Below are 22,057 nucleotides of genomic sequence, written 5' to 3'. Positions count from 1 at the left end.
TTTCCTCTACGGAATCGCGCCGCAAAGCGTAAATCTTGACGAACGCGAAATTTTGCTACGCCCCTCGCAGTTGCAAAATACCGTTCCTGTCGGCATGACGACCATTCGCGCAATTTTGCAGACACCGCTCGCGGTGTCGACTGATCCTGTTCCCGGCCGCCCCGCTTTTCCAGCGAGGCCGGTCGGCGGGCACGAAGGAGGACGCTTCGCCAATGGGACGCATGCCGCCCCACGCCACGGGTCTCTACGATCCGCGTAACGAGCACGATGCCTGCGGCGTCGGCATGGTCGCGCATATCAAGGGCGCGAAGAGCCATGCCATCGTCACGCAAGCACTTGAGATTCTTGCCAATCTCGATCATCGCGGTGCAGTCGGCGCCGACCCGCTGCTGGGCGACGGTGCGGGCATCCTGCTGCAGATCCCCGACCCGCTGATCGGCAAATGGGCCGATGCGGAAGGGCACGACCTGCCGCCGCCGGGCGATTATGGGGTCGCCATGTGCTTCCTGCCGCGTGCGGATGAGGCGCTTGATTTCGTCACCAAACAGCTTGAACGGTTCGCCGAAAAGGAAGGTCAGCGGGTGATCGGCTGGCGCAATGTGCCGACAACGCTCGATGGCCTCGGCAAGGCAGTGGTCGACTCCATGCCTGTCATCAGACAATGTGTCATTGCCCGCGGTACCAATTGCGCCGACCAGAACGCCTTCGAGCGCAAGCTGGTCGTCATCCGCAAGCAGACGCTCAACCCGCTGAAGGCGCTCGAGGCCAAGCACGGTATCGAAGGCCTGAGCCAGGCCTATATCCCGAGCTTCTCCAGCCGCACCGTGGTGTATAAGGGCCTGCTGCTGGCCCATCAGGTCGGCAGCTTTTACGACGACTTGCGCGATCCCGATTGCGTGTCCGCGCTCGGCCTCGTCCACCAGCGTTTCAGCACCAACACCTTCCCCAGCTGGCGGCTCGCCCACCCCTATCGCTTCATGGCGCATAACGGGGAAATCAACACGGTTCGCGGCAATGTGAACTGGATGGAAGCGCGGCGCCGGACTATGGAAAGCGAGTTGCTGGGCGCCGATCTCGACAAGATGTGGCCGCTGATCCCGCATGGCCAGTCGGATACGGCTTGCCTCGATAATGCGCTCGAACTGCTGCTGACCGGCGGTTACAGCCTCGCCCATGCGATGATGATGCTGATGCCGGAAGCCTGGGCGAAGAATCCGCTGATGGATCCCGCGCGCCGCGCTTTCTACGAATATCACGCCGCGCTGATGGAACCGTGGGACGGGCCGGCCGCCGTGTGCTTCACCGATGGCCGCCAGATCGGCGCCTGCCTCGATCGCAACGGCCTGCGCCCGGCCCGGTGGTGCACCACCAAGGACGATCTCGTGGTGCTGGCGTCGGAAAGCGGCGTGCTGCCCTTCAGCGACGAAGACATCACCCGCAAATGGCGGCTCCAGCCAGGGCGTATGCTGCTCATCGACCTCGATGAAGGCCGCATCGTCGAGGACGAGGAGCTCAAGGCCAACCTCGCTGCGGCCGAGCCTTACGAGGCATGGCTCGAGAAGGCGCAATACAAGCTCGCCGATCTCGACCATATCGAGCCCGATCTTTCTGCCACGCCGGAGCCGATCACCAGCCTGCTCGAACGCCAGCAGGCCTTCGGTTACACGCAGGAAGACATTTCGCGTTTCCTCGAGCCGATGGCGGCGGGCGGCGAAGATCCGATCGGGTCGATGGGGACCGACACTCCCATCGCCGTGCTGAGCGATCGCAGCCGGTTGCTCTACGACTATTTCAAGCAGAATTTCGCGCAGGTCACCAACCCTCCGATCGACCCGATACGCGAAGAACTGGTGATGAGCCTGCTGTCGATGATCGGCCCACGCCCCAACCTGCTGGGCCGCGATGGCGGTACGCACAAGCGGTTGGAGGTATCGCAGCCGATCCTCACCAATGAGGATCTGGCGAAAATCCGCTCCGTCGAAGTGGCGCTGGACGGTGCTTTCCGCACCGCGACCATCGACATCACCTGGGACGCCAGCACCGGGGCCGAGGGCCTCGCCATGGCGCTGAAGGAAATGTGCTGGGCCGCGACCGAAGCGGTGCTGGGCGATGCCAACATCCTGATCCTGTCGGACCGCAATCAGGGACCGGATCGCATCCCCATGCCCGCATTGCTGGCGACCAGCGCCGTCCACCATCAGCTGGTGCGGCAGGGCCTGCGCATGCAGACCGGCCTCGTCATCGAGACGGGCGAGGCGCGCGAAGTCCATCATTTCTGCGCGCTGGCGGGCTATGGCGCCGAAGGCATCAATCCCTATGTAGCCCTCGAGACGATCGAGACCCTGCGCGCCACGCGCTTCCCGGAAATGGAACCGGGCGACGTCGCCAAGAACTACGTCAAGGCCGTGGGCAAGGGCATTCTCAAGGTCATGTCCAAGATGGGCATCTCGACCTACCAGTCCTATTGCGGCGCGCAGATCTTCGACGCGGTCGGGCTCAATTCCGAGTTCGTCGACGCCTATTTCGCCGGCACCGCAACCACCATCGAGGGCATCGGCCTGAAGGAAGTGGCCGAAGAGGCGGTGCTGCGCCACGCGCAAGCCTATGGCGACAACCCGCTTTACGCCGGGATGCTCGATGTCGGCGGCATCTACCAGTACCGCCTGCGCGGCGAAGCGCATGCCTGGACGCCGCAATCGGTTGCGCAATTGCAGCACGCGGTGCGCGGCAACGATCCGAAGAATTACGATGAATTCGCCCGCTCCATTAACGAACAGTCCGAGCGCCTGCTGACGATTCGCGGCCTGATGGAATTGAAGCCGGCCGAACAGCCGATCGATATCGACGAGGTCGAACCGGCGGTCGAGATCGTCAAGCGCTTCAGCACCGGCGCGATGAGCTTCGGTTCGATCAGCCACGAGGCGCATTCGACGCTGGCGATCGCCATGAACCGTCTCGGCGGCCGGTCGAATACGGGCGAAGGCGGCGAGGAGCCAGAGCGCTTCCGCCCGCTCGACAATGGCGATTCGATGCGCAGCCGGATCAAGCAGGTCGCCAGCGGCCGCTTCGGCGTGACCACCGAATACCTTGTCAATTCGGACGATATCCAGATCAAGATGGCGCAAGGCGCCAAGCCCGGCGAAGGTGGCCAACTGCCGGGCCATAAGGTCGACAAGCGCATCGGCGCGGTGCGCCATGCCACGCCCGGCGTGGGCCTGATCTCGCCCCCGCCGCATCACGACATCTATTCGATCGAGGATCTCGCCCAGCTGATCCACGATCTGAAGAACGTCCAGCCCGAGGCGCGCATATCGGTCAAGCTGGTGTCCGAGGTCGGCGTCGGCACGGTCGCTGCAGGCGTATCCAAGTGCAAGGCGGATCATGTCACCATCTCCGGCTATGAAGGCGGCACGGGTGCGAGTCCGCTGACCAGCCTGACCCATGCCGGCAGTCCGTGGGAGATCGGCCTTGCCGAAACGCAGCAGACGCTGCTGCTCAACGATCTGCGCAGCCGCATCGCCGTACAGGTCGACGGCGGCCTGCGCACCGGGCGCGACGTTGCTATCGGTGCTCTGCTGGGGGCGGACGAATTTGGCTTCGCCACCGCACCGCTGATCGCGGCGGGCTGCATCATGATGCGCAAATGCCATCTCAACACCTGCCCGGTCGGCGTCGCCACGCAGGATCCCGTGCTGCGCAAACGCTTCACCGGTACGCCAGAGCACGTGATCAATTACTTCTTCTTCGTCGCCGAGGAATTGCGGGCGATCATGGCCGAAATGGGCTTCCGCACGGTCGAGGAAATGGTCGGCCGCGTTGACCGGCTCGACATGCGCAGGGTGGAACGCCACTGGAAAGCGCATGGGGTGGACCTCAAGCGCATCCTCCACGCCGTCCCGCTGGACCCGGGGCAGGCGCTCTACCACACCGAAACGCAGGATCACGGCCTCGCCGCGGCGATGGATGTCGAGCTGATCAAGGCCTGCCAACCCGCGATCGAAAGCAGGCAGGCGGTCCAGCTCACCCGCACGATCCGCAATGTGAACCGGACCGTCGGCGCGATGCTGTCGGGCCGGATCGCCGAGGCCTATGGGCATTCGGGCCTGCAGCCCGATACCATCCGCATCGACTTCACCGGCGTTGCCGGGCAAAGCTTCGGTGCCTGGCTCGCCCATGGCGTCACCATCAGCCTGACCGGCGATGCCAACGACTATGTCGGCAAGGGCCTCTCGGGAGGGCGCATCATCGTGCGTCAGCCCGAAGAAGCCCCGCGCCTGCCCGGCGACAACATTATCGTCGGCAACACTGTCCTGTACGGAGCCATCGCGGGCGAAGCCTATTTCCAGGGCGTCGCCGGTGAGCGCTTCGCCGTGCGCAATTCGGGTGCCGTCGCAGTCGTCGAAGGTACGGGCGACCATGGCTGCGAATACATGACCGGCGGCGTCGTCTGCGTACTCGGCCCTACGGGGCGTAATTTCGCCGCCGGGATGAGCGGTGGCATCGCCTATGTCTACGATCCCGACGGGCGCTTCGAAAAGCTGTGCAACCAAGCGCAGGTCGATGTGCTGGACGTCCAGCCGGGCGATGGCGAAGGAGCCGAAAAGAGCTGGGGCAAGCCACAGCAACGGCCGATCTCGGTCGAGAATTTCGGCATGGGCGATCCGCTCTACCACGACGCGGAACGGCTGAAGGTGCTGGTCGAGCGGCATCTGCTGCACACGGGATCGGGCAAGGCGAAGGCGCTGCTCGACGATTGGGCGAACGAGTTGAAGAATTTCCGCAAGGTGATGCCGCGCGACTACCAGCGGGCGCTGAAAGCTCTTGAAACCGAACGCGAGGAAGCGGCAATGGAGGCTGCGGAATGATTTCCCTCCGCCAGTCATTGCGAGGAAACGCAGGCGACGCTGCAATCCATGGCGCCCTATTCGTTAAGCTGCTCAGGATGAAACCAGCAGAACCGTCCGACCATGGATTGCTTCGCTGCGCTCGCAATGACGACTTTTGTTTGGATATCGACTGATGGGCAAGGAAACCGGCTTTCTCGAATACGAGCGCGAGGATCGGACCTATCGCGATCCCGACGAGCGGCTGACGCATTACAAGGAATTCGTGGTCCCGCTGAGCGAGGGCCAGCTGCGCAAACAGGCCGCGCGCTGCATGAATTGCGGCATTCCGTATTGCCACAACGGATGCCCGGTGAACAATATCATCCCGGACTGGAACCACCTCGTCTATGAAGACGACTGGAAGAATGCGCTCGAAGTGCTGCATTCGACCAACAATTTCCCGGAATTCACCGGCCGCATCTGTCCCGCTCCGTGCGAGGCCGCCTGCACGCTCAACATCATGGATTCGCCCGTCACCATCAAAAGCATCGAATGCGCGATCATCGACCGCGGGTTCGACGAAGGGTGGGTCAAGCCGCAGGTGCCCGACAAGCGCACCGGCAAATCGGTCGCAGTGGTCGGCAGCGGCCCGGCGGGCCTCGCCTGCGCCCAGCAACTGGCCCGCGCGGGCCATGCCGTGACCGTGTTCGAGAGGAGCGACCGTATCGGCGGTCTGCTGCGCTACGGCATTCCCGACTTCAAGATGGAAAAGCACCTGATCAATCGCCGCGCCGTGCAGATGGAGGCCGAGGGCGTCCAGTTCCGCACCAGCAGCGAGGTTGGCGTGGAGGTCAGCTTCCAGGCGCTGCAGGAGAATTTCGATGCGGTAGTTCTGGCCGGCGGGGCGGAAGAAGCGCGCCAGCTCGACATCCCCGGCTCCGAACTCAACGGCGTCCGGCTGGCGATGGAGTTCCTGACGCAGCAGAACAAGCGCAATGCGGGCGACGACGAGGTCCGGGCCGCCCCGCGCGGCAGCCTGACCGCGACCGGCAAGCATGTGATCGTGATCGGTGGCGGCGACACGGGCAGCGACTGCGTCGGCACCAGCAACCGCCAGGGCGCGGCCAGCGTCACGCAGCTAGAGATCATGCCCAAGCCGCCCGAAAAGGAAGACAAGGCGCTGACCTGGCCCGACTGGCCGCTGAAGCTGCGCACTTCGTCCAGCCACGAAGAGGGTGTGGACCGCGACTGGGCGGTGCTGACCAAGCGCGTGACCGAGGACAACGGCGATGTGGCCGGGCTGGAATGCGTCCGCGTCGAATGGCAGGACGGCCGCATGCAAGAGGTCGAAGGCAGCGAGTTCACACTCAAGGCCGATCTCATCCTGCTGGCCATGGGCTTTACCGGCCCGAAGCGGCGCGGCCTGCTCGACCGCGCGGGCGTCGATCTCGATGGGCGCGGAAATGTCGCGGCGGATACCGAATGGTACCTTACCAGCGAGGCGAACGTCTTCGCCTGCGGCGATATGCGGCGCGGGCAGAGCCTCGTCGTCTGGGCGATCCGCGAAGGCCGCCAATGCGCGCGCGCGGTGGATCTGGCGCTGATGGGTGCGACCGAGCTGCCGCGCTAACGACCGGCCCCGTTGTTCTGCGACCGGTCGACGGCGGCTGTTCGATCGTCCGAGCTAGAGCGACTTCACCCGGCGGCTGGTGTTGGAGTGCTGCCGGATCGCGTGGACCTTGCCCGCGCGGTCGCGCTCGAACACGACTTCGTCGCGCTCTTCGCCCTTGTCGGTCACCACGCGAAAGCGGTCGCCGCCGAGCGGCTTGAGGCGCCACATGCGTTCGGCCGGCGCATTCGCATCGGGTTCGAGCCAGGTCAGCCCGCCCGCCCAGGGAATCAGCAGATAGTCCGAATCCCAGGGCTGTCCGCTATAGACCCCGGCAAAGTCCGCAAGATCGACCCCTTCGACCGCATCGAAGGGCTTGGCCTCGCCGCGCGCCTTGACCAGCGCCGCTATGCCTTCGGCCATGACACCGGGATCGTCCATCGCGTTCATCGCCACGGCGACGCCCATCTCCTCTTTCGGCGCCATCATCAGCGCACTGCGATAGCCCGGGCAAGCGCCGCCGTGACCGACCACCGTCGTGCCGCCCACATTGCGCACCGCGAAACCGAGACCCCAGCTCGTTTCCCAATCGGGCGACATGTAATGCACGCGCTGCATGTCGCGCAGTGTCGAGGCGCGCAGCACCTCTTGTTGCCCGGACCTGGCGAGGCGGAAGGTCCAGCTCGCGAATTTGGCAAGATCCGCCACACTGGCGCTGAAGCCGGCCGCAGGCGTGATTCCGGCCGGATCGAACAGCCTGACCTGGGGGCGCATGCCATCCGCCTCCAACGCACCCCAACCGACCGCCATCTGCTTGCCATAGAGTTCGGTCGGGATACCGGGCCGCGTGTCCTCGAGCCCCAGCGGTTCGAGAATATGGGCACTGACATAGTCGGCATAGGGCTGGCCGCTCACCGCTTCGACCGTCTCGCCCGCCAGTGTCAGGCCGAGATTCGAATACTGCCAGGTGGTGGACGCCGGATAGAGCGGATGCTGGCTCCCGATCTTCGCGCGAATCTGGCTTTGCGAAGGGAAGGCAAAATCGGGTCCTGTCCAATAGGGAAAATCGGATTCGCGCGGCAGGCCCGCCGAATGTGTCAGGGCACCACGCAACGTGATCGGCACGCTTTCGCGCGGATCGTCTGCCAGCTTCGCCCACGCCAGATATTCGGTGATCGGCGTGTCGAGCGTGACCTTGCCCTGTTCCCATTGCTGCATCACGGCCACGGCCGTGAACAGCTTCGAGATCGAACAGATGGAATAGATCGTATCGGGCGTGGCGGGTGTCTTCTTCGCCCGGTCGGTGGTCCCGAAGCCCTTGGCCCAGACCGTATTGTCGCCCTGCGCTACGGCTGCCGAAACGGCCGGGATCCGGCGATATTTCCGTTGCCCCTCGATCCACAGCTCGACCGCACGCATGGCTTCGGCAAGCGCAGCCGCCTTGACCGCGTCGGTTGAAGAGGCATCGGCTGTTGCGGCGGGTGGCTGCGGATCGGTCTGTGCCCCGACGGGAATCGCCATGCCCAGCACTGCCAGCGCGGCACCGGTCCTGAATATCGCCTGCTTCATCGTTACCCCCTCCTGCTTTCGCAGGTCATCCTACAGCTGTCGGAGGGTGGCAAGAGCTTACAGCGTCCAGTCGATCGTTCCGCGCCCGTTCTCGGCGAGGAAAGCATTGGTCCTGCTGAACGGCTTCGAGCCAAAAAATCCGCGATGGGCCGAGAGCGGGCTGGGATGCGGGCTTTCGATCGTGCAGTGCCGTCCGCCGCGCAGCCCGGCAATCCGCTTCGCCTTGGCCTGCGCATGGCTGCCCCACAGGATGAAGACCGAGGGCTCCTCGCGCGCCGCCACCGCCGCGACGCAGGCATCGGTGATCGCATCCCAGCCGCGCCCGGCATGGCTGCCCGCCTTGCCCGCCTCTACCGTCAGCGTATTGTTGAGCAGCAGCACGCCCTGCCGCGCCCATTTGCTCAGGTTTCCGTGATCGGGCCGGGTGAGGTCGATATCCGCGTCGAGTTCCTTGTAGATGTTCACCAGGCTCGGCGGGACTTTCACGCCTTCCGGCACCGCAAAGCACAGGCCCATCGCCTGTCCCGGGCCATGATAGGGATCCTGCCCGAGTATCACGACCTTGACCGTATCGAGCGGTGTCAGTTCAAGCGCCCGCAGCCGGCAGCCGCGCGGCGGGTAGATCGTCTTGCCCCCCTGCTCTTCGGCCACGAGGAAGCCGCCGAGTTTGCGCGCCTCCACGGTTGCCAGCACCGGGTCGAGGACGGGTTTCCAGCTTTCCGGGATGCTTTCGGCCATGTAGCTGATTGTAGTCCTCCGCGCGTCCTAATCCAGCACCCCTTCCCACGAATCCCCAATCGGCCTAAGGCCGCGCGCATGGCAGTGCATTTCCACGAAGAAGACCTCCCCGCAGGCGTCCTCGCCGATGGCCCCGTGGCCGTCGACACCGAAACCATGGGCCTCGTGACCATCCGCGACCGGCTGTGCGTCGTGCAGATCAGCGACGGCCAGGGCGACGAACATCTGGTGCGCTTCGGCCCCGAAAGTACCTATGACGCACCGAACCTCAAGGCTGTCCTGGCCGATCCGGACCGGCTCAAGCTGTTCCATTTCGCGCGCTTCGATCTGGCCGCGATCGAGCATTATCTCGGCGTGATGGCGACGCCGTGCTATTGCACCAAGATCGCCAGCAAGCTCACCCGCACCTATACCGACCGCCACGGCCTCAAGATGCTGGTCGAGGAACTGCTGGGCGAGAACATCTCCAAGGCCCAGCAATCGAGCGACTGGGGCGGCCCCGAACTGAGCGACGCGCAGCGCGATTACGCCGCCAGCGACGTGCGCTATCTTCATCGCATCAAGGACGAGCTCGACCGCAGACTGGCGCGGGAAGGCCGCACCGGGCTGGCCGAGGCATGCTTCGGCTTCCTCCCCACCCGTGCACGCCTCGACGTGGCGGGATGGGCCGATCACGACATCTTCAGCCACATGTAAGGATCGCACAGGCAGGCGGCATTCATGGCATCCGGGCAACGCAGGATAGAAACGCAGGAAGCGGAACAACGGCGCAGCGAGCGCCAGCACTGGGCCGAGCCCGGCGGCTCGCACGACCGCCTCGTCGCCTTCCTCGCCCGCGCGCTGCCGATGGGCGTGGGGGTTCTGGCGGCTTTGATGGTCATCACTCCGCTCAGCCCGCGTGGCGAAATCAGCTTCCTGCTCGACCGCAACAAGGTGGCCGTGATCGACGAACGCCTGCGCGTCGATAACGCCCTCTATCGCGGAGCCGACAACACGGGCAGGCCGTTTTCGCTGACAGCCGGCGAAGCCGTCCAGCGCTCCAGCGCAGAAGGCATCGTGCGCATGAACAACATCGTAGCGCGGCTGTTGCTGGAAGAAGGCCCGGCCCGGCTGGTGGCGGAGGGAGGACAATACGATATCGACGACGAGATCGTATCCGTTCTGGGGCCGATGCGGCTTACCGCGGCCGATGGCTATCGCATGCTTGCGCGGGGCGTATCGGTGGATCTCGCCAACAAGCAGCTCGTCGGTTCGGGCGGGGTCGATGGCGCGATACCCGCCGGCACCTTCAGCGCGGACCGCTTGACCGCCGACCTTTCCGCGCGCACCATCACCCTGTCGGGCAATGCGCGGCTGCGCATGGAACCCGGAAAGCTGAGGATGCCCTGATGAAGCACCTGCTCCCCACTATTGCCCGCTGGGGCATCGGCTCTTTCGCCGTTACCGCGGCTGCCTTTGCCGGAATTCAGCTGTCTGCGCAGGCGATTTCGGGGCACGATTCCAATGCGCCGGTCAGCTACGCCGCAGACCGCATCGAATTGCAGGATCGCCAGAATCGCGTGGTTCTGTCGGGCAATGTGAAGATCACCCAGGCCGGGCTCAACCTCAGCGCCGCGCGGACGATCGTGAACTATACCGATGCAGGCAATCTCAAAATCCAGCGCATCATGGCGACCGGTGGCGTCGACGTGACCCGTGGCAACGAGCGTGCGCAAGGCGATACGGCGGTTTACGATTTCAATCGCCGGATCATCACGATGGCGGGCAATGTCCGCCTCAATCGCGGCGGCGATACGCTCAATGGCGGGCGACTGGTGATCGACCTTGCGACCGGCGTATCGAGCGTCGATGGGCGTGCCAGCGGGTCTTCCTCGGTGACCGGTCAGGGCCAGTCGGGCGGTCGCGTAACGGGCACGTTCTCGGTTCCCGAGAACTGAGGCGCAGCTAGCGAGCCCTCGCTCCGGCAACCCTGGCGATGTCGGCCAGGCCCTGCGCAAGCAACAGTTCGGCAGCCTGGCTATTGGTCAGCAATTCGCGATGCAGGCCGACGAGGCGCTGGGTCAGCCGGTCGAGCTTGTCGCCATGCCGCCAGAGCGACAATTGCTGGCCGATATCGCGCTTCTCCTTGAAGAAAATGCCGAGCCGCGCCTCTTCGCCCCGATCGAGATCGCCGAACGAACGCGCGCCGAGCACCGCTGCAATTCTGGCAAGCTGTGCGGCCCGCCGTTCGAAGGCAAGCAGGACGCCGACCGGGTTGAGGCCGAGCTGTTTCATCCGGGCAAGCTCGATCCCGACCTTCGGGCCCTGTCCGCCCATCACCGCGTTGACGAGCGGGGCGAAACCGTCGTCCTCGCTCGAAGCGCCGATCGCGTCGAGGTCCTCGGCCGTCGCGGTCTGCGGGCTTTGCGCGCTGGCATCGAGGTAAAGCGCGATCTTCTCGACCTCGCTCTTGGCCAGTCGCACGTCGAGATTGGCCGCGCGCGCGATCCGTTCGGCGAGATCGCCGCCCAGCCGCACGCCCGCTCCATCGGCCAGTGCGCGCACGCTGCGGGTGACCGATTGCAGGTCGGGCGGATAGAACATCGCCACCAGCGCGTCCTTGCGCTTTTCGAGTAATCTGGCGGTGCGCGACTTGTCGGTCGCCGAGGTCGCGACGACGATAACCGGGCAGGCTTCGCCCGCGCCCGCCTCGCCCGTTTCGACCAGCACCTTGAGCGCTTCATGCGCTTCGTCGCCATTGGCGCGCACCCAGATATGGCGCCTGTCGCCGAAGAGCGAAGTCGTGCGCGCCTCGTCGCCCAGCCGGGCGGGATCGGCCCGGACGTCCGCCCCGGACATTTCCACCCGCTCGCCCGGCTCGGCCAGCCAGGTGACGAGATCGTTCGCCGCGGCGCTCGCCCCGGCCTCGTCCTGTCCGCAGAAGAAAAAGATCGAGCAGCCTTGCGCCGCCCCGCGCCCCTTGGCCGCGAAATCGCGGTTGGTGAGCTTCACTGCTGTTTGCGCAGCGCCAGCGCGACTCGCGTCACGATCCGCTGGGCGATATCCCGCGAGAGGTTTTCGAGCGCGGTCTGCTCGGCCGCGATAACCGCGTATTCGCTGGACACCACATCGATACCGGCATCCGAGCCATCGGTCGCATCGAGCACGATCTCGCCGCTCGCCAGATCGATCAGCTGGTAGCGCGCACGCAGCGTCCGGCGTTCGCGGCTGATCGTGTCGTCGCGCAACACGGCAAGCCCTTCGAGCTGATCGTCGAGCGTCACTTCGATCCGGTATTGCGGGGTGGCGCTGCCCGCGGCGGCGAAGCGCTCTTCCAGCGCACTGCGCACCAGCCAGCCGGCCCGCCCTTCGATCGGCGACACTTCGATCGCGGCCAGCGATTGCGCCACCGCCCCGCTGCCGCCGCCCGCATACATGGGCGACAGGCCGCAGGCCGAGAGCGTGGCAAGGGCGAGGCTGGCGAGAAGGATACGCATCAGGTGACGATATTCACCAATCTGTCGGGAACGACAATGACCTTGCGCACTTCTGCCCCGTCAAGCGAACGCTGCACCTTCTCCGAAGCCAGCGCCAGCCGCTCGAGATCTTCCCTGGCCGCACCCTTCGGCGCGGTCAGCGTATCGCGCAGCTTGCCCTTGTGCTGGACCGCGATGGTGACCTCGTCCTCGACCAGCAGAGTTGGATCGACTGTCGGCCAATCCGCATCGGCCACGAGGCCCTGCTGTCCCATCGCGGCCCAGGCCTCTTCGGCGAGATGCGGCATCATGGGAGCGACGAGCTGGGCCAGCGTGCGGACTGCGGCCGAGCGGCTGGCCGAGCCTTGCGCCTTCTCCACCGCACCGGTGAGTTCGTAAATGCGGGCCACGGCCTTGTTGAAACCGAGCGATTCGATATCCTCCGCCACGGCCGCCACGGTCCTGTGGACCTGTCGATCAAGCGCTTGATCGGCCCCCCGAGCACCCCCATCGAACGCGCCGAACAGGCGCCAGAGGCGGTGGACGAAGCGGCTGCAGCCTTCGATCCCGGCTTCGGACCAGGGCAAGTCGCGTTCCGGCGGGCTGTCGGACAGCATGAACCAGCGCACGGCATCGGCGCCATAGGTGTCGATGATGGTGTCGGGGTCGACGACGTTCTTCTTCGACTTCGACATCTTGATGACGCGGCCAACTTCGACCGGCGCACCGTTATCTTTCAATGTAGCGCCATCGCTAGTTCGAATGATCTCTTCGGGGGAATAGAAGCGATCCAATGTTTTCATCGGTCGATATTCTGTTTCGCCTTCAGCACGGACCTGAACTGTCTTTGTCGAATAATACGTTTCGTGCGTGACCATGCCCTGTGTGAACAGCGAAGCGAAGGGTTCCTTCACGTCGATCTGTCCCATGTGGGCCAGCGCGCGGGTCCAGAACCGGGCATAGAGCAGGTGCAGGATCGCGTGCTCGATCCCCCCGATATACTGTTCGACCGGCAGCCACTTGGCGATCTCGTCCTTGTCGAAGGGCTTGTCCGCGGGCTGGCTGGCGAAGCGCAGGAAATACCAAGACGAATCGACGAAAGTGTCGAGCGTGTCGGTTTCGCGGATCCCCTTGCCGCCGCATTTGGGGCAGTCGACATGCTTCCATGTCGGATGGCGCAGCAGCGGATTGCCCGGCGTCTGGAAATCGACATCCTCGGGCAGGGTGATCGGCAGACTGTCCTTGGGCGCGGGCACCACGCCGCATGTGTCGCAGTGGATGAAGGGGATCGGCGTGCCCCAGTACCGCTGGCGCGATACGCCCCAGTCGCGCAGGCGCCACACGGTCTTGCCCTGTCCGCGGCCCTGCTGTTCGATCCGGGCGATGATTTCGCGCTTGGCATCTTCGACCGCCATCCCGTCGAGGAAGTCGGAGTTGACGAGCACGCCCTCGCCCGCCTCGGCCTCGCCATCGAAGGGCTTGCCGGCATCTTCGGCGCTGGCAGCGACCACGCGCGGGATCGGCAGGCCGTATTTCGTCGCGAATTCGAAGTCGCGCTGGTCGTGTCCGGGCACGGCCATGATCGCCCCGGTGCCGTAATCCATCAGCACGAAATTTGCGATGTAGACGGGCAGGTCCGCGCCGGTGAAGGGGTGCGTGGCAGTGATCCCGGTATCGAAGCCCAGCTTTTCCGCCGTTTCCAGTTCGGCGGCGGTGGTGCCGCCGCGCTTGCACAGCGCGATGAAGTCGCGTGCGGCATCGCTGTCGAGGCCCTGCGCAACCGGATGGTCGGCCGCAACCGCGACGAAGCTCGCCCCGAAGATCGTGTCGGGCCGGGTGGTATAGACCGGCAGTTTCTCGCCACCGGAAAGGTCGAATGAAAACTCTAACCCGCGCGACTTCCCGATCCAGTTCTCCTGCATCAGCCGCACCTTGTCGGGCCAGTTTTCGAGGCTGCCCAGACCGTCGAGCAATTCCTCGGCGAAATCGGTGATCTTCAGGAACCACTGGTTGAGCTTGCGCTTCTCGACCTCGGCGCCGCTGCGCCAGCCCTTGCCGTCGATCACCTGCTCGTTGGCGAGCACGGTCATGTCGACCGGGTCCCAATTGACCTCGCTCTCCTTGCGATAGACGAGGCCCGCTTCGTACAGGTCGAGGAACAGCGCCTGTTCGTGCCCGTAATAATCGGGCTCGCAGGTCGCCAGTTCGCGGCTCCAGTCGAGTGCGAAGCCCAGCCGCTTGAGCTGCGCCTTCATGTGCTCGATATTCGCGCGGGTCCAGCCGCCGGGGTGGACGCCCTTTTCCATCGCGGCGTTTTCTGCGGGCATGCCGAAGGCGTCCCAGCCCATCGGATGCAACACTTCGTGCCCGGTCGCCTTCTTGTAGCGCGCCAACACGTCGCCCATCGTGTAATTGCGCACATGGCCGATATGGATGCGCCCGCTGGGATAGGGGAACATCTCGAGCACGTAGCTCTTGGGCTTGATCGAATTGCTGTCGGCGCGGAAAGTCTGCGCCTGGTCCCACGCATGTTGCCAGCGGGCATCGGCACTGGCCGGATCGAAACGGGTATCGCTGCTCATAGGCAGCCGCGTTTACGGATTTTACCGGGTATTGAAAGACGCTTTTCGGCAGCGCCCGTCAGCTTAACCCATCGCTTCGCGACGCAGTTCGCGGGCCTTGGTCAGGATGATGTCTTCCAGCTTCTGCACGGTCGCCGCCTGCACCGGCGCATCGACCCAGGTACCGCCCTGATTCACCTGGCGGCTGGCGGCGACGCGCAGGGCATCGGCGCGCAGGTTCGAATCGAGAATGGTCACGGTCATCTTGACCCGTTCGCCCGGATTGCTGGGATTGGCGTACCAATCGGTCACGATCACCCCGCCATTGCTATCGGCTTGCAGCAGCGGCGCGAAGCTGACGGCCTCGAGAGCGGCGCGCCACAGATAGGAGTTCACGCCGATCGTGGTGATCTGCGCGGCTGCAAGATCCGCCTGCGGCCGTTCGCGCCCGCCGCCGCATGCCGCGAGGCCGAGCGAAGCTGCGATCGCAACGACGAAGGTTGCGGGGCGGCGGTAGGTTGCGAAAGCGCTCATGTCTGTCCTTGGTGTTCTGCAAGTTTCATGGCTCTATAAAGCCTGCGCGCCCCGGAGCAAGGCAAAGGGGGCGGACGGATACACAGTCCCCGGCGCGTGAATGCGGCCTTAATTTGCTGTCGCACAAGCGCCCGGGCAAGGGCGCTTGTGGAAACTTGGCAACACTGCCTGCCAAACGCCCCGCCGACCTGTGGAAAAGCTGGCCATAGAGCGAGCCGCTGCTATGGTGTTTTGGAATCAAAGGGGGAGTCGCCTGCGCCGACATGCAGGAGTCAGGAACCGTTCAGCGGATTTCTGACTTTCGGGCTCAGAGCTGGAAAGGATACCGGATCGCGATGGCACGGTCGGTGAAAAGTCAGGGCAAAGCGCGGTTCGTATCCGCGGCGCTGGCGGCTGCCGGTCTTGCATTGACGATTCCTGTGGCCGGCCTTGCAGTCGTCCAGACGGGCGCGGCTGCCGAACTTCCCGAAGATATTTCCTACCTGCCCTTCACCCCGGCCAAGGTCGATCCGCAACTCGCTGCGCGCGTCGCCGCCATTATGGGGGAAGACGGTCTGCGTTTCACCCCGGCCAGCAAGCCGGCGCTGAACAAGGACCGCACCGTTACCGTCGCCGTCCGGGTGGACGATGCGACCGCCCGCGCGATCTCTGTTCGCAGCGCGATCGGTTCGGTCGGCACGGGGGAAAATCGCGAACGCGTTCTCGCCGTCAACCCGACCAGCTACAATCTCGGCGTCGCGCGCGGCTACCAGAGCTTCGCCCAGCCCACGCAGCCCAAGGCCGTATCGGTCGGCGTGCGGGATATGGGCATGCCCGATCTGTCCGCTTTCGCTCCGGACAAGGACGAGAAGGCGGAAAAGCCCGGCCGCTTCAACTCGCGCATTGCGCTCGAGAAGGAAGAAAATGCCGGTCGTTCGCCGCGCACGCTGGAAGGCGCGGGTGATCAAAGCGTCGATCTCAGCACATCCTATCGGGTGGTCGGCAGCGTCAACGTGACTGCGGGTGTTCGCTTGTCCAAGGACAACAACCGCCTTGCGCCGCTGACCGACGGGCTCGAAGACGACCAGGCCGTCTACGTCGGCACGCGCGTCAGCTTCTAGCCACTTCCCAAAAAACGCTCGTATCGTCCCCTGCCTGGGCAAAAGGGCTTGGCGCGCCGCACCTCGCTCGCCTAAGTCCGTGCGACGTTACGGAAAGCTTGGGAGAATCAAACATGACACGTGTGGCCATCGTTACCGGAGGCACGCGCGGAATCGGCCGCGCCATCTGCGAACGCTTGCGCGACGAACGCGGGTTCACCGTCGTTGCGAACTACGCCGGCAATGACGATGCGGCGCGCAAGTTCACCGAGGAGACGGGCATACCCACGATCCGGTTCGATGTGGGCGATTACGATGCAGTGCACGAGGCCTGCGACACGGTGGCCGAAAGCCACGGCCCGATCGACGCCGTCGTCAACAATGCCGGCATCACGCGCGACGGCACCCTGCTGAAAATGAGTTACGATGACTGGGATGCGGTGATGCGCACCAATCTCGGCGGTTGCTTCAACCTCGCCAAGGCCACCTTTGCCGGGATGAAGGAGCGCGGCTGGGGCCGAATCGTCAATATCGGCTCGATCAACGGGCAGGCGGGCCAGTACGGCCAGGTCAATTATGCCGCCGCCAAGAGCGGCATTCACGGTTTCACCAAGGCGCTGGCGCAGGAAGGCGCGCGTTTCGGCATCACCGTGAACGCCATCGCACCGGGTTATATCGATACGGACATGGTCGCCGCCGTGCCCGAACCGGTGCTGGAAAAGATCGTCGCCAAGATTCCCGTGGGCCGCCTCGGCAAAGCCAGCGAAATCGCCCGCGGCGTCAGCTTCCTGTGCTCCGAACATGCCGAATTCGTCACCGGCTCGACCATGAGCATCAATGGCGGCCAGCACATGTATTGATCGCAGGTGGGGCGGACTGCCCGATGCAGCCGCCCCGCCCGATCACGATACGTAAATGCCCGCGACTTTCCAGGTGCCACCCTCGCGCACCAGCGAGATCGTTTCGAGCGCGTCGGCGCGATTGGCGAAATCCGTGCGGAACTTGACGATGACGATGCCCTGCGGCGAAGGCACATCGTCCTGACCGACAAATTCGCGAGACAGTTTTGCGCCGAGCCCCGACTGAACGCTTTGCGCGGTATCGCTCCACAGCTTCAACGTGTTGGCCTCGCGGAACGAGGCCGCTGTCGCCGCATAGCTCGCTTCCCAGTCCCGGGCATCGACCATCTCCAGCCAGGCGCGCGCGGCGCTCTCGACTTCGGCATCGCTGGGCTGTGTCTGGACGGTCCCGCCGGAACCGTCGGCCCCGATGATCGAGGGGACGAGAAACAAGGCGGTAGCTGCAAAGGTGAGCATGATGAAAATTCCTGCAATGATCGGACGGCGGGCGGACGTACCTGCCGTTGCCCCGCTATCCTCGCGCGGCGGCCGGGACCTCGCATCCCCCAAATCTCTGGCTACAGGATTTTGGGGGACGACGGCCTCGCGCTCCAGCACCAGCCGTGCAGCTTCGCGGCTGCTTGTGACCTCGAGCTTGCGGCGCGCGGCGCGCAGCCGCTCGTTGATCGTGTGCACCGACAGCGACAGTTCGCTGGCCGCCGATTTCGCATCGTGCCCGCGCACCATCAGGCGCAGCGTTTGCTTTTCCTTGTCGGTCAGCTCGTCATAGCCGTCAGCCATGGCCGGAACCTAGGCGCGGCTCGGTTCATCGCACACCCCAAAAAAATCGTATCGGCACCGGCGCCGGACATGTAGGGCGCGCGGCCTATGGAAATGCCCCCCTACCATCCGCCCAGGAAATATTCGGTCCGCATCGACGGACATCGCACCTCGATCAGCCTCGAACCGATGTTCTGGGACATGCTGTGCACCGCCGCTGCCGTGCGCGGCCAGTCGATCAACGCGCTGGTCGCAGAAATCGATGCCGAGCGCATTCGCGCAGAAACTCCGCCGGGCCTCGCCGGCGCAATCCGCATCTGGCTGGTCACGCATGAAAAGAGCGGCTGGATCGCTCCAGCCGCCCCGATGGACAGTCAGCCCGCCTGATCAGTAAGTCGACGGCGGATCGCTGGCGGGAAAGCTCTGGTCGCTGGCCTCGTCGGCCGGCGTCCAGGCCCGCCCCGAATTGTCGCGCATCGATTCGGGTCCTGCGTCGCGCACCGTCGCTTTGCCTTGATTACCGGCGAATGCGGGTTGCGATCTGGTCTTTTCGTAATAGCGATAGCCGGCATATCCGAGCCCGCCGAGCGCCAAAAGCTTGAGTAGCATGGGACAACTCCTTCCTTGGCGACCCAACGCTCGGGAGGGCCGAAAGGTCCGTCAGCCCCGGCTCAATCGTCGCCCACCCGTTCGATATCCGCGCCGACCAGCTGAAGCTTCTCTTCGAGCCTTTCGTAGCCGCGATCGAGGTGGTAGAGGCGGCGCACGGTCGTCTCCCCTGCGGCGGCGAGACCCGCGATGACGAGGCTCATCGACGCCCGCAGATCGGTGGCCATGACTTCGGCGCCGGTCAGCTCGACCGGGCCGCGCACCACCGCCGTGCGGCCGGTGGTCTCGATATCCGCGCCCATGCGGGCCAGTTCGGGCACATGCATGAAGCGGTTCTCGAAGATCGTTTCCTTGAGCACGCTGGTGCCCTCGGCACGGGTCAGCAGGCTCATCAGCTGCGCCTGCATGTCGGTGGCCAGGCCAGGAAATGGCGCCGTGGTAAGATTGTGCGCCTTGAGCGAACCGTTCGCCCGGACGTCGACGCCTTTCTTGTCGCTCTCGATCTCGACGCCGATGGCCCGCAGCGCATGGATGGTGGAGCCCATGTCGCCCGCCTCCGCACCTTCGAGCCGCACCTCGCCGCCGGTAATCGCGGCGGCGCAGGCATAGGAGCCCGCCTCGATCCGGTCGGGCATCACGCGATAGGTCGCGCCATGCAACTTCTTCACTCCGTGGATCGTCAGCTCCGAACTGCCCACGCCCTCGATCTCTGCGCCCATCGCGATCAGCAGCTTGCACAGATCGACGATCTCCGGCTCGCGCGCGGCGTTGATCAGCGTGCTGGTACCGTTGCACAGCACCGCCGCCATCAGCGCATTCTCCGTGGCGCCGACCGAGACGATCGGGAAATCGAACTCCCCGCCCGGCAGGCCGCCATCGGGCGCGGTCGCCTTCACATAGCCCGCGGCCAGTTCGATATGCGCGCCGAACGCCTCGAGCGCCTTGAGGTGGAGATCGATCGGGCGGTTGCCGATCGCACAGCCGCCGGGCAGCGAGACGGTCGCCTCCCCCATGCGCGCCAGCATCGGGCCGAGCACGAGGATCGAGGCGCGCATCTTGCGCACCAGTTCGTACGGCGCGACCGAGCTGGTCAGCCGCGTCGCTTCCAGCGTGACCACGCGCCCGAAATCCTCGGGCCGGTGCCCCTGGATCGTATGCGCGACGCCGAACTGGCCCATGAGGTGCTGGAACCCGTCGATATCGGCCAGCCGCGGCAGGTTGCGCAGCGTCAGCGGCTCCTCGGTCAGCAGGGCGCAGGGAATGAGCGTGAGGGCGGCATTCTTCGCGCCCGAAATCGGTATCGTTCCGGAAAGGCGGTTGCCGCCTCGAATGATCAGCTTGTCCATGGCGCTTCCTTAGTCATGGCAGCGCGGCTGGCAAGCGTCACGCCACTGTCGCGAAAATGCTGCAATGCAGCGCAAGGCACCCCTCGTGCCGATTGACCGCCAGCCTCACGGGACCTACCCACGCGCCATGACCAAGCACAAACCGATCAAGAAAGCCGTATTTCCCGTCGCCGGGCTCGGCACCCGCTTCCTCCCCGCAACCAAGGCGATTCCCAAGGAATTGCTGCCGATCGTCGACCGCCCGCTGATCCAGTATGCGGTGGACGAGGCGCGCGAGGCGGGGATCGAACAGATCATCTTCGTCACCGGCCGCGGCAAGACCGCCATCGTCGAACATTTCGACGTCGCCTTCGAACTGGAAACGACGATGAGCGAGCGCGGCAAGGATCTGGGCGTGCTCGAACCGACACGCGCCACGCCGGGCGACATCATCACCGTGCGCCAGCAGGTGCCCATGGGCCTCGGCCACGCGATCTGGTGCGCCCGCGCCATCGTGGGGGACGAGCCCTTCGCCATCCTCCTGCCCGACGAGCTGATGGTCGCGGCCAAGGGCGGCGGCACCGGCTGCATCAAGCAGATGGTGGAAGCCTATAACGAAGTCGGCGGCAATCTCATCTCCGTGCTCGAAGTCCCGCAGGACGAGGTGTCGAGCTATGGCGTGATCGCCCCCGGCGAAACGAAGAGCGACACGCTGACCGAAGTCACCGGCCTAGTCGAGAAGCCGCCCGTGGCCGAAGCGCCCAGCAACAAGATCATCTCCGGCCGCTACATCCTCCAGCCGGAAGTCATGCGCGTGCTCGAAGATCAGGAAAAGGGTGCCGGCGGCGAGATCCAGCTGACCGATGCCATGGCGAAGATGATCGGCAACCAGCCCTTCCACGCCGTAACCTTCGCCGGCCGCCGCTTCGATTGCGGCAGCAAGACCGGCTTCGTGGAGGCGACCCTAGCCCTGGCGCTGGAGCGCGAGGATATGGGCGCCGAAGTGCGTGCGATGGCGGAACGGTTGCTGGCATGAATTACTCGGCCGCCGCCAGTAACCCGACGAGTTGATCGTTTACGAAATACACGTCCCTTCCAAGACGATGCTTGCTCAGACGGCCTTCGTCTGTCAGTAATTCCAGATATTTACTGGCAGTGGGCCGGGTGATTCCAAGGTCCCGAACCAGTAAATCGATGCGCGTGTATGGATGGCGAAACAGGCTGTTGAGCAAATCCTGTGTGTACATTCGCTCGTGGTTTGTCCTTAGCCAGACCTTTGTTTCCGCCATGCTAATGCGAATATCTTCAACGAGGGACAGCGTGGCTTGGGCGGTGAGCGACACCGCATTCAACATATATACGATCCAGTCTTCCCACTGCCCGTCATCGCGAACCTTTTGCAGTTCGCGATAATACTCGCCCTTGGTTCGATTGATGTGACGCGAAAGGTAGAGGATAGGAATTTCGAGCAGCCCCGCCCGGCACAGATAGAGCACGTTCATCATTCTACCCACACGACCGTTGCCGTCCACGAATGGATGAATGCTTTCGAACTGGTGATGGATAATCGCCATTTTGATCAGTGGATCGAGCTCACTCAGTCCATCGTCGTTGATGAAGGCTTCCAGCGCACGCATCAGACTGCGCACCTCCGCCGGGTCTTGCGGAGGCACATATACATGTTGTCCCGTTCGCTCGTTGAGCAATGCGGTTCCTGGATGAGAGCGAAATCCATCGTCGGTGCGCTTCAAAATACGAAACATGTCGATGATCGTGTTATTGGTGAGAAGGCCGTCGCGCTCGCGCAATTGCTCGAACCCGGCGTGCAGTGCCTCGCGATATCTGGCGACTTCCTTCGCATCGGCATTGCCCGCCGCCTGCGGGAAAAGACTGGCCTGAAACAGCTGGTCCTGCGTGGTGACGATATTCTCGATTTCCGAGCTGGCACGCGCTTCCTGTAGTGAAAGCGTATCGATCAAAATGCCCTGATTCGGGATGCTGGCGGCTTTCCCCTTCAGTTCGCCGAGCCAGCGATGCGCCTGCGACGCCGCCCGCATCATCGTGACGTTTTCTACCAAACCATGCGGAGGCAGGTCAGGGAGCTTGTATGTGCAAACCAGCGGCATCCATGCC

At 64.3% G+C, this 22,057-nt stretch carries 19 protein-coding genes; 9 read left to right on the top strand and 10 right to left on the bottom strand.

Annotation, left to right across the window (positions count from 1 at the left end; translation table 11 throughout):
* The first annotated feature begins 212 nt into the window (after positions 1-212).
* Both gltB and K3174_RS04585 read left to right on the top strand, forming a co-directional pair.
* Positions 213-4,865 carry a glutamate synthase large subunit gene (gene gltB / locus K3174_RS04590; RefSeq protein WP_486659983.1) on the top strand — a complete coding sequence of 1,551 codons (4,653 nt, stop codon included), beginning with the start codon at positions 213-215 and terminating at the stop codon, positions 4,863-4,865.
* A gap of 154 nt (positions 4,866-5,019) precedes the next feature.
* A complete protein-coding gene (locus K3174_RS04585; protein WP_221556080.1) occupies positions 5,020-6,456 on the top strand; it encodes a glutamate synthase subunit beta in 1,437 nt (478 codons plus the stop codon).
* Between the two features lie 54 nt (positions 6,457-6,510).
* On the opposite strand, the gene K3174_RS04580 is transcribed toward K3174_RS04585, so the two are convergent.
* Together K3174_RS04580 and ung are read right to left on the bottom strand one after the other, a co-directional pair.
* A complete protein-coding gene (locus K3174_RS04580; RefSeq protein ID WP_221556078.1) occupies positions 6,511-8,004 on the bottom strand; it encodes a serine hydrolase domain-containing protein in 1,494 nt (497 codons plus the stop codon).
* A 57-nt stretch (positions 8,005-8,061) separates the two neighbouring features.
* The gene (gene ung / locus K3174_RS04575) at positions 8,062-8,742 is read right to left on the bottom strand and encodes a uracil-DNA glycosylase (RefSeq protein WP_221556076.1); all 681 of its coding nucleotides are present in this window, start codon (positions 8,740-8,742) and stop codon (positions 8,062-8,064) included.
* Between the two features lie 78 nt (positions 8,743-8,820).
* On the opposite strand from ung, the gene K3174_RS04570 reads away from it, so the two are divergent.
* From K3174_RS04570 to K3174_RS04560, 3 genes are read left to right on the top strand one after another with little or no spacing between them, the layout of a single operon-like run.
* Positions 8,821-9,438 carry a ribonuclease D gene (locus K3174_RS04570; RefSeq protein WP_221556074.1) on the top strand — a complete coding sequence of 206 codons (618 nt, stop codon included), beginning with the start codon at positions 8,821-8,823 and terminating at the stop codon, positions 9,436-9,438.
* A gap of 24 nt (positions 9,439-9,462) precedes the next feature.
* A complete protein-coding gene (lptC, locus tag K3174_RS04565; RefSeq protein WP_221556072.1) occupies positions 9,463-10,131 on the top strand; it encodes an LPS export ABC transporter periplasmic protein LptC in 669 nt (222 codons plus the stop codon).
* A complete protein-coding gene (locus K3174_RS04560) occupies positions 10,131-10,679 on the top strand; it encodes an LptA/OstA family protein (protein ID WP_221556070.1) in 549 nt (182 codons plus the stop codon). Before lptC ends, K3174_RS04560 begins: the two co-directional genes overlap by 1 nt.
* Before the next feature lie 7 nt (positions 10,680-10,686).
* On the opposite strand, the gene holA is transcribed toward K3174_RS04560, so the two are convergent.
* From holA to K3174_RS04540, 4 genes are all read right to left on the bottom strand, one after another.
* The gene (holA, locus tag K3174_RS04555) at positions 10,687-11,733 is read right to left on the bottom strand and encodes a DNA polymerase III subunit delta (protein ID WP_221556068.1); all 1,047 of its coding nucleotides are present in this window, start codon (positions 11,731-11,733) and stop codon (positions 10,687-10,689) included.
* A complete protein-coding gene (lptE, locus tag K3174_RS04550; RefSeq protein ID WP_221556066.1) occupies positions 11,730-12,218 on the bottom strand; it encodes an LPS assembly lipoprotein LptE in 489 nt (162 codons plus the stop codon). The genes holA and lptE overlap by 4 nt, the downstream gene beginning before the upstream one ends.
* Positions 12,218-14,779, bottom strand: coding sequence for a leucine--tRNA ligase (leuS, locus tag K3174_RS04545; protein ID WP_221556064.1), 2,562 nt, complete (start codon positions 14,777-14,779; stop codon positions 12,218-12,220). Before leuS ends, lptE begins: the two co-directional genes overlap by 1 nt.
* Before the next feature lie 63 nt (positions 14,780-14,842).
* Entirely contained in the window at positions 14,843-15,292 is a 450-nt protein-coding gene (locus K3174_RS04540) for a DUF3576 domain-containing protein (protein ID WP_221556062.1), read from the bottom strand.
* A gap of 335 nt (positions 15,293-15,627) precedes the next feature.
* Here K3174_RS04540 and K3174_RS04535 point away from each other — a divergent pair, with 335 nt between their 5' ends.
* Positions 15,628-16,392: a hypothetical protein gene (locus K3174_RS04535; protein WP_221556060.1), complete on the top strand. Its 765-nt coding sequence runs from the start codon at positions 15,628-15,630 to the stop codon at positions 16,390-16,392.
* Between the two features lie 113 nt (positions 16,393-16,505).
* Positions 16,506-17,231, top strand: a complete 726-nt coding sequence (phbB, locus tag K3174_RS04530; RefSeq protein ID WP_221556058.1) for an acetoacetyl-CoA reductase — start codon at positions 16,506-16,508, stop codon at positions 17,229-17,231.
* A gap of 42 nt (positions 17,232-17,273) precedes the next feature.
* Here the strand turns inward: phbB and K3174_RS04525 are convergent, their stop codons facing one another.
* Positions 17,274-18,011, bottom strand: a complete 738-nt coding sequence (locus tag K3174_RS04525; protein ID WP_221556056.1) for a helix-turn-helix domain-containing protein — start codon at positions 18,009-18,011, stop codon at positions 17,274-17,276.
* A gap of 87 nt (positions 18,012-18,098) precedes the next feature.
* On the opposite strand from K3174_RS04525, the gene K3174_RS04520 reads away from it, so the two are divergent.
* Positions 18,099-18,377 (top strand): ribbon-helix-helix domain-containing protein, encoded by a 279-nt coding sequence (locus K3174_RS04520; protein WP_345719582.1) that lies wholly within the window; start codon positions 18,099-18,101, stop codon positions 18,375-18,377.
* Here K3174_RS04520 and K3174_RS04515 read toward each other — a convergent pair whose 3' ends face one another.
* Together K3174_RS04515 and murA are read right to left on the bottom strand one after the other, a co-directional pair.
* Positions 18,378-18,599 carry a hypothetical protein gene (locus tag K3174_RS04515; protein WP_221556054.1) on the bottom strand — a complete coding sequence of 74 codons (222 nt, stop codon included), beginning with the start codon at positions 18,597-18,599 and terminating at the stop codon, positions 18,378-18,380.
* Positions 18,600-18,661: 62 nt separating this feature from the next.
* Positions 18,662-19,945 (bottom strand): UDP-N-acetylglucosamine 1-carboxyvinyltransferase, encoded by a 1,284-nt coding sequence (murA, locus tag K3174_RS04510; RefSeq protein WP_221556052.1) that lies wholly within the window; start codon positions 19,943-19,945, stop codon positions 18,662-18,664.
* Between the two features lie 127 nt (positions 19,946-20,072).
* Here murA and K3174_RS04505 point away from each other — a divergent pair, with 127 nt between their 5' ends.
* Entirely contained in the window at positions 20,073-20,960 is an 888-nt protein-coding gene (locus tag K3174_RS04505) for a UTP--glucose-1-phosphate uridylyltransferase (protein ID WP_221556042.1), read from the top strand.
* A 1-nt stretch (position 20,961) separates the two neighbouring features.
* Here K3174_RS04505 and K3174_RS04500 read toward each other — a convergent pair whose 3' ends face one another.
* Complete coding sequence (locus K3174_RS04500; RefSeq protein ID WP_221556040.1) at positions 20,962-22,050, bottom strand: Fic family protein; 1,089 nt, start codon at positions 22,048-22,050, stop codon at positions 20,962-20,964.
* Positions 22,051-22,057 lie beyond the last annotated feature (7 nt).

Origin of the sequence: Qipengyuania qiaonensis, assembly GCF_019711515.1 — a bacterium.
GTDB lineage: Bacteria > Pseudomonadota > Alphaproteobacteria > Sphingomonadales > Sphingomonadaceae > Qipengyuania > Qipengyuania qiaonensis.
This window is presented reverse-complemented; position numbering and strand designations above follow the sequence as displayed.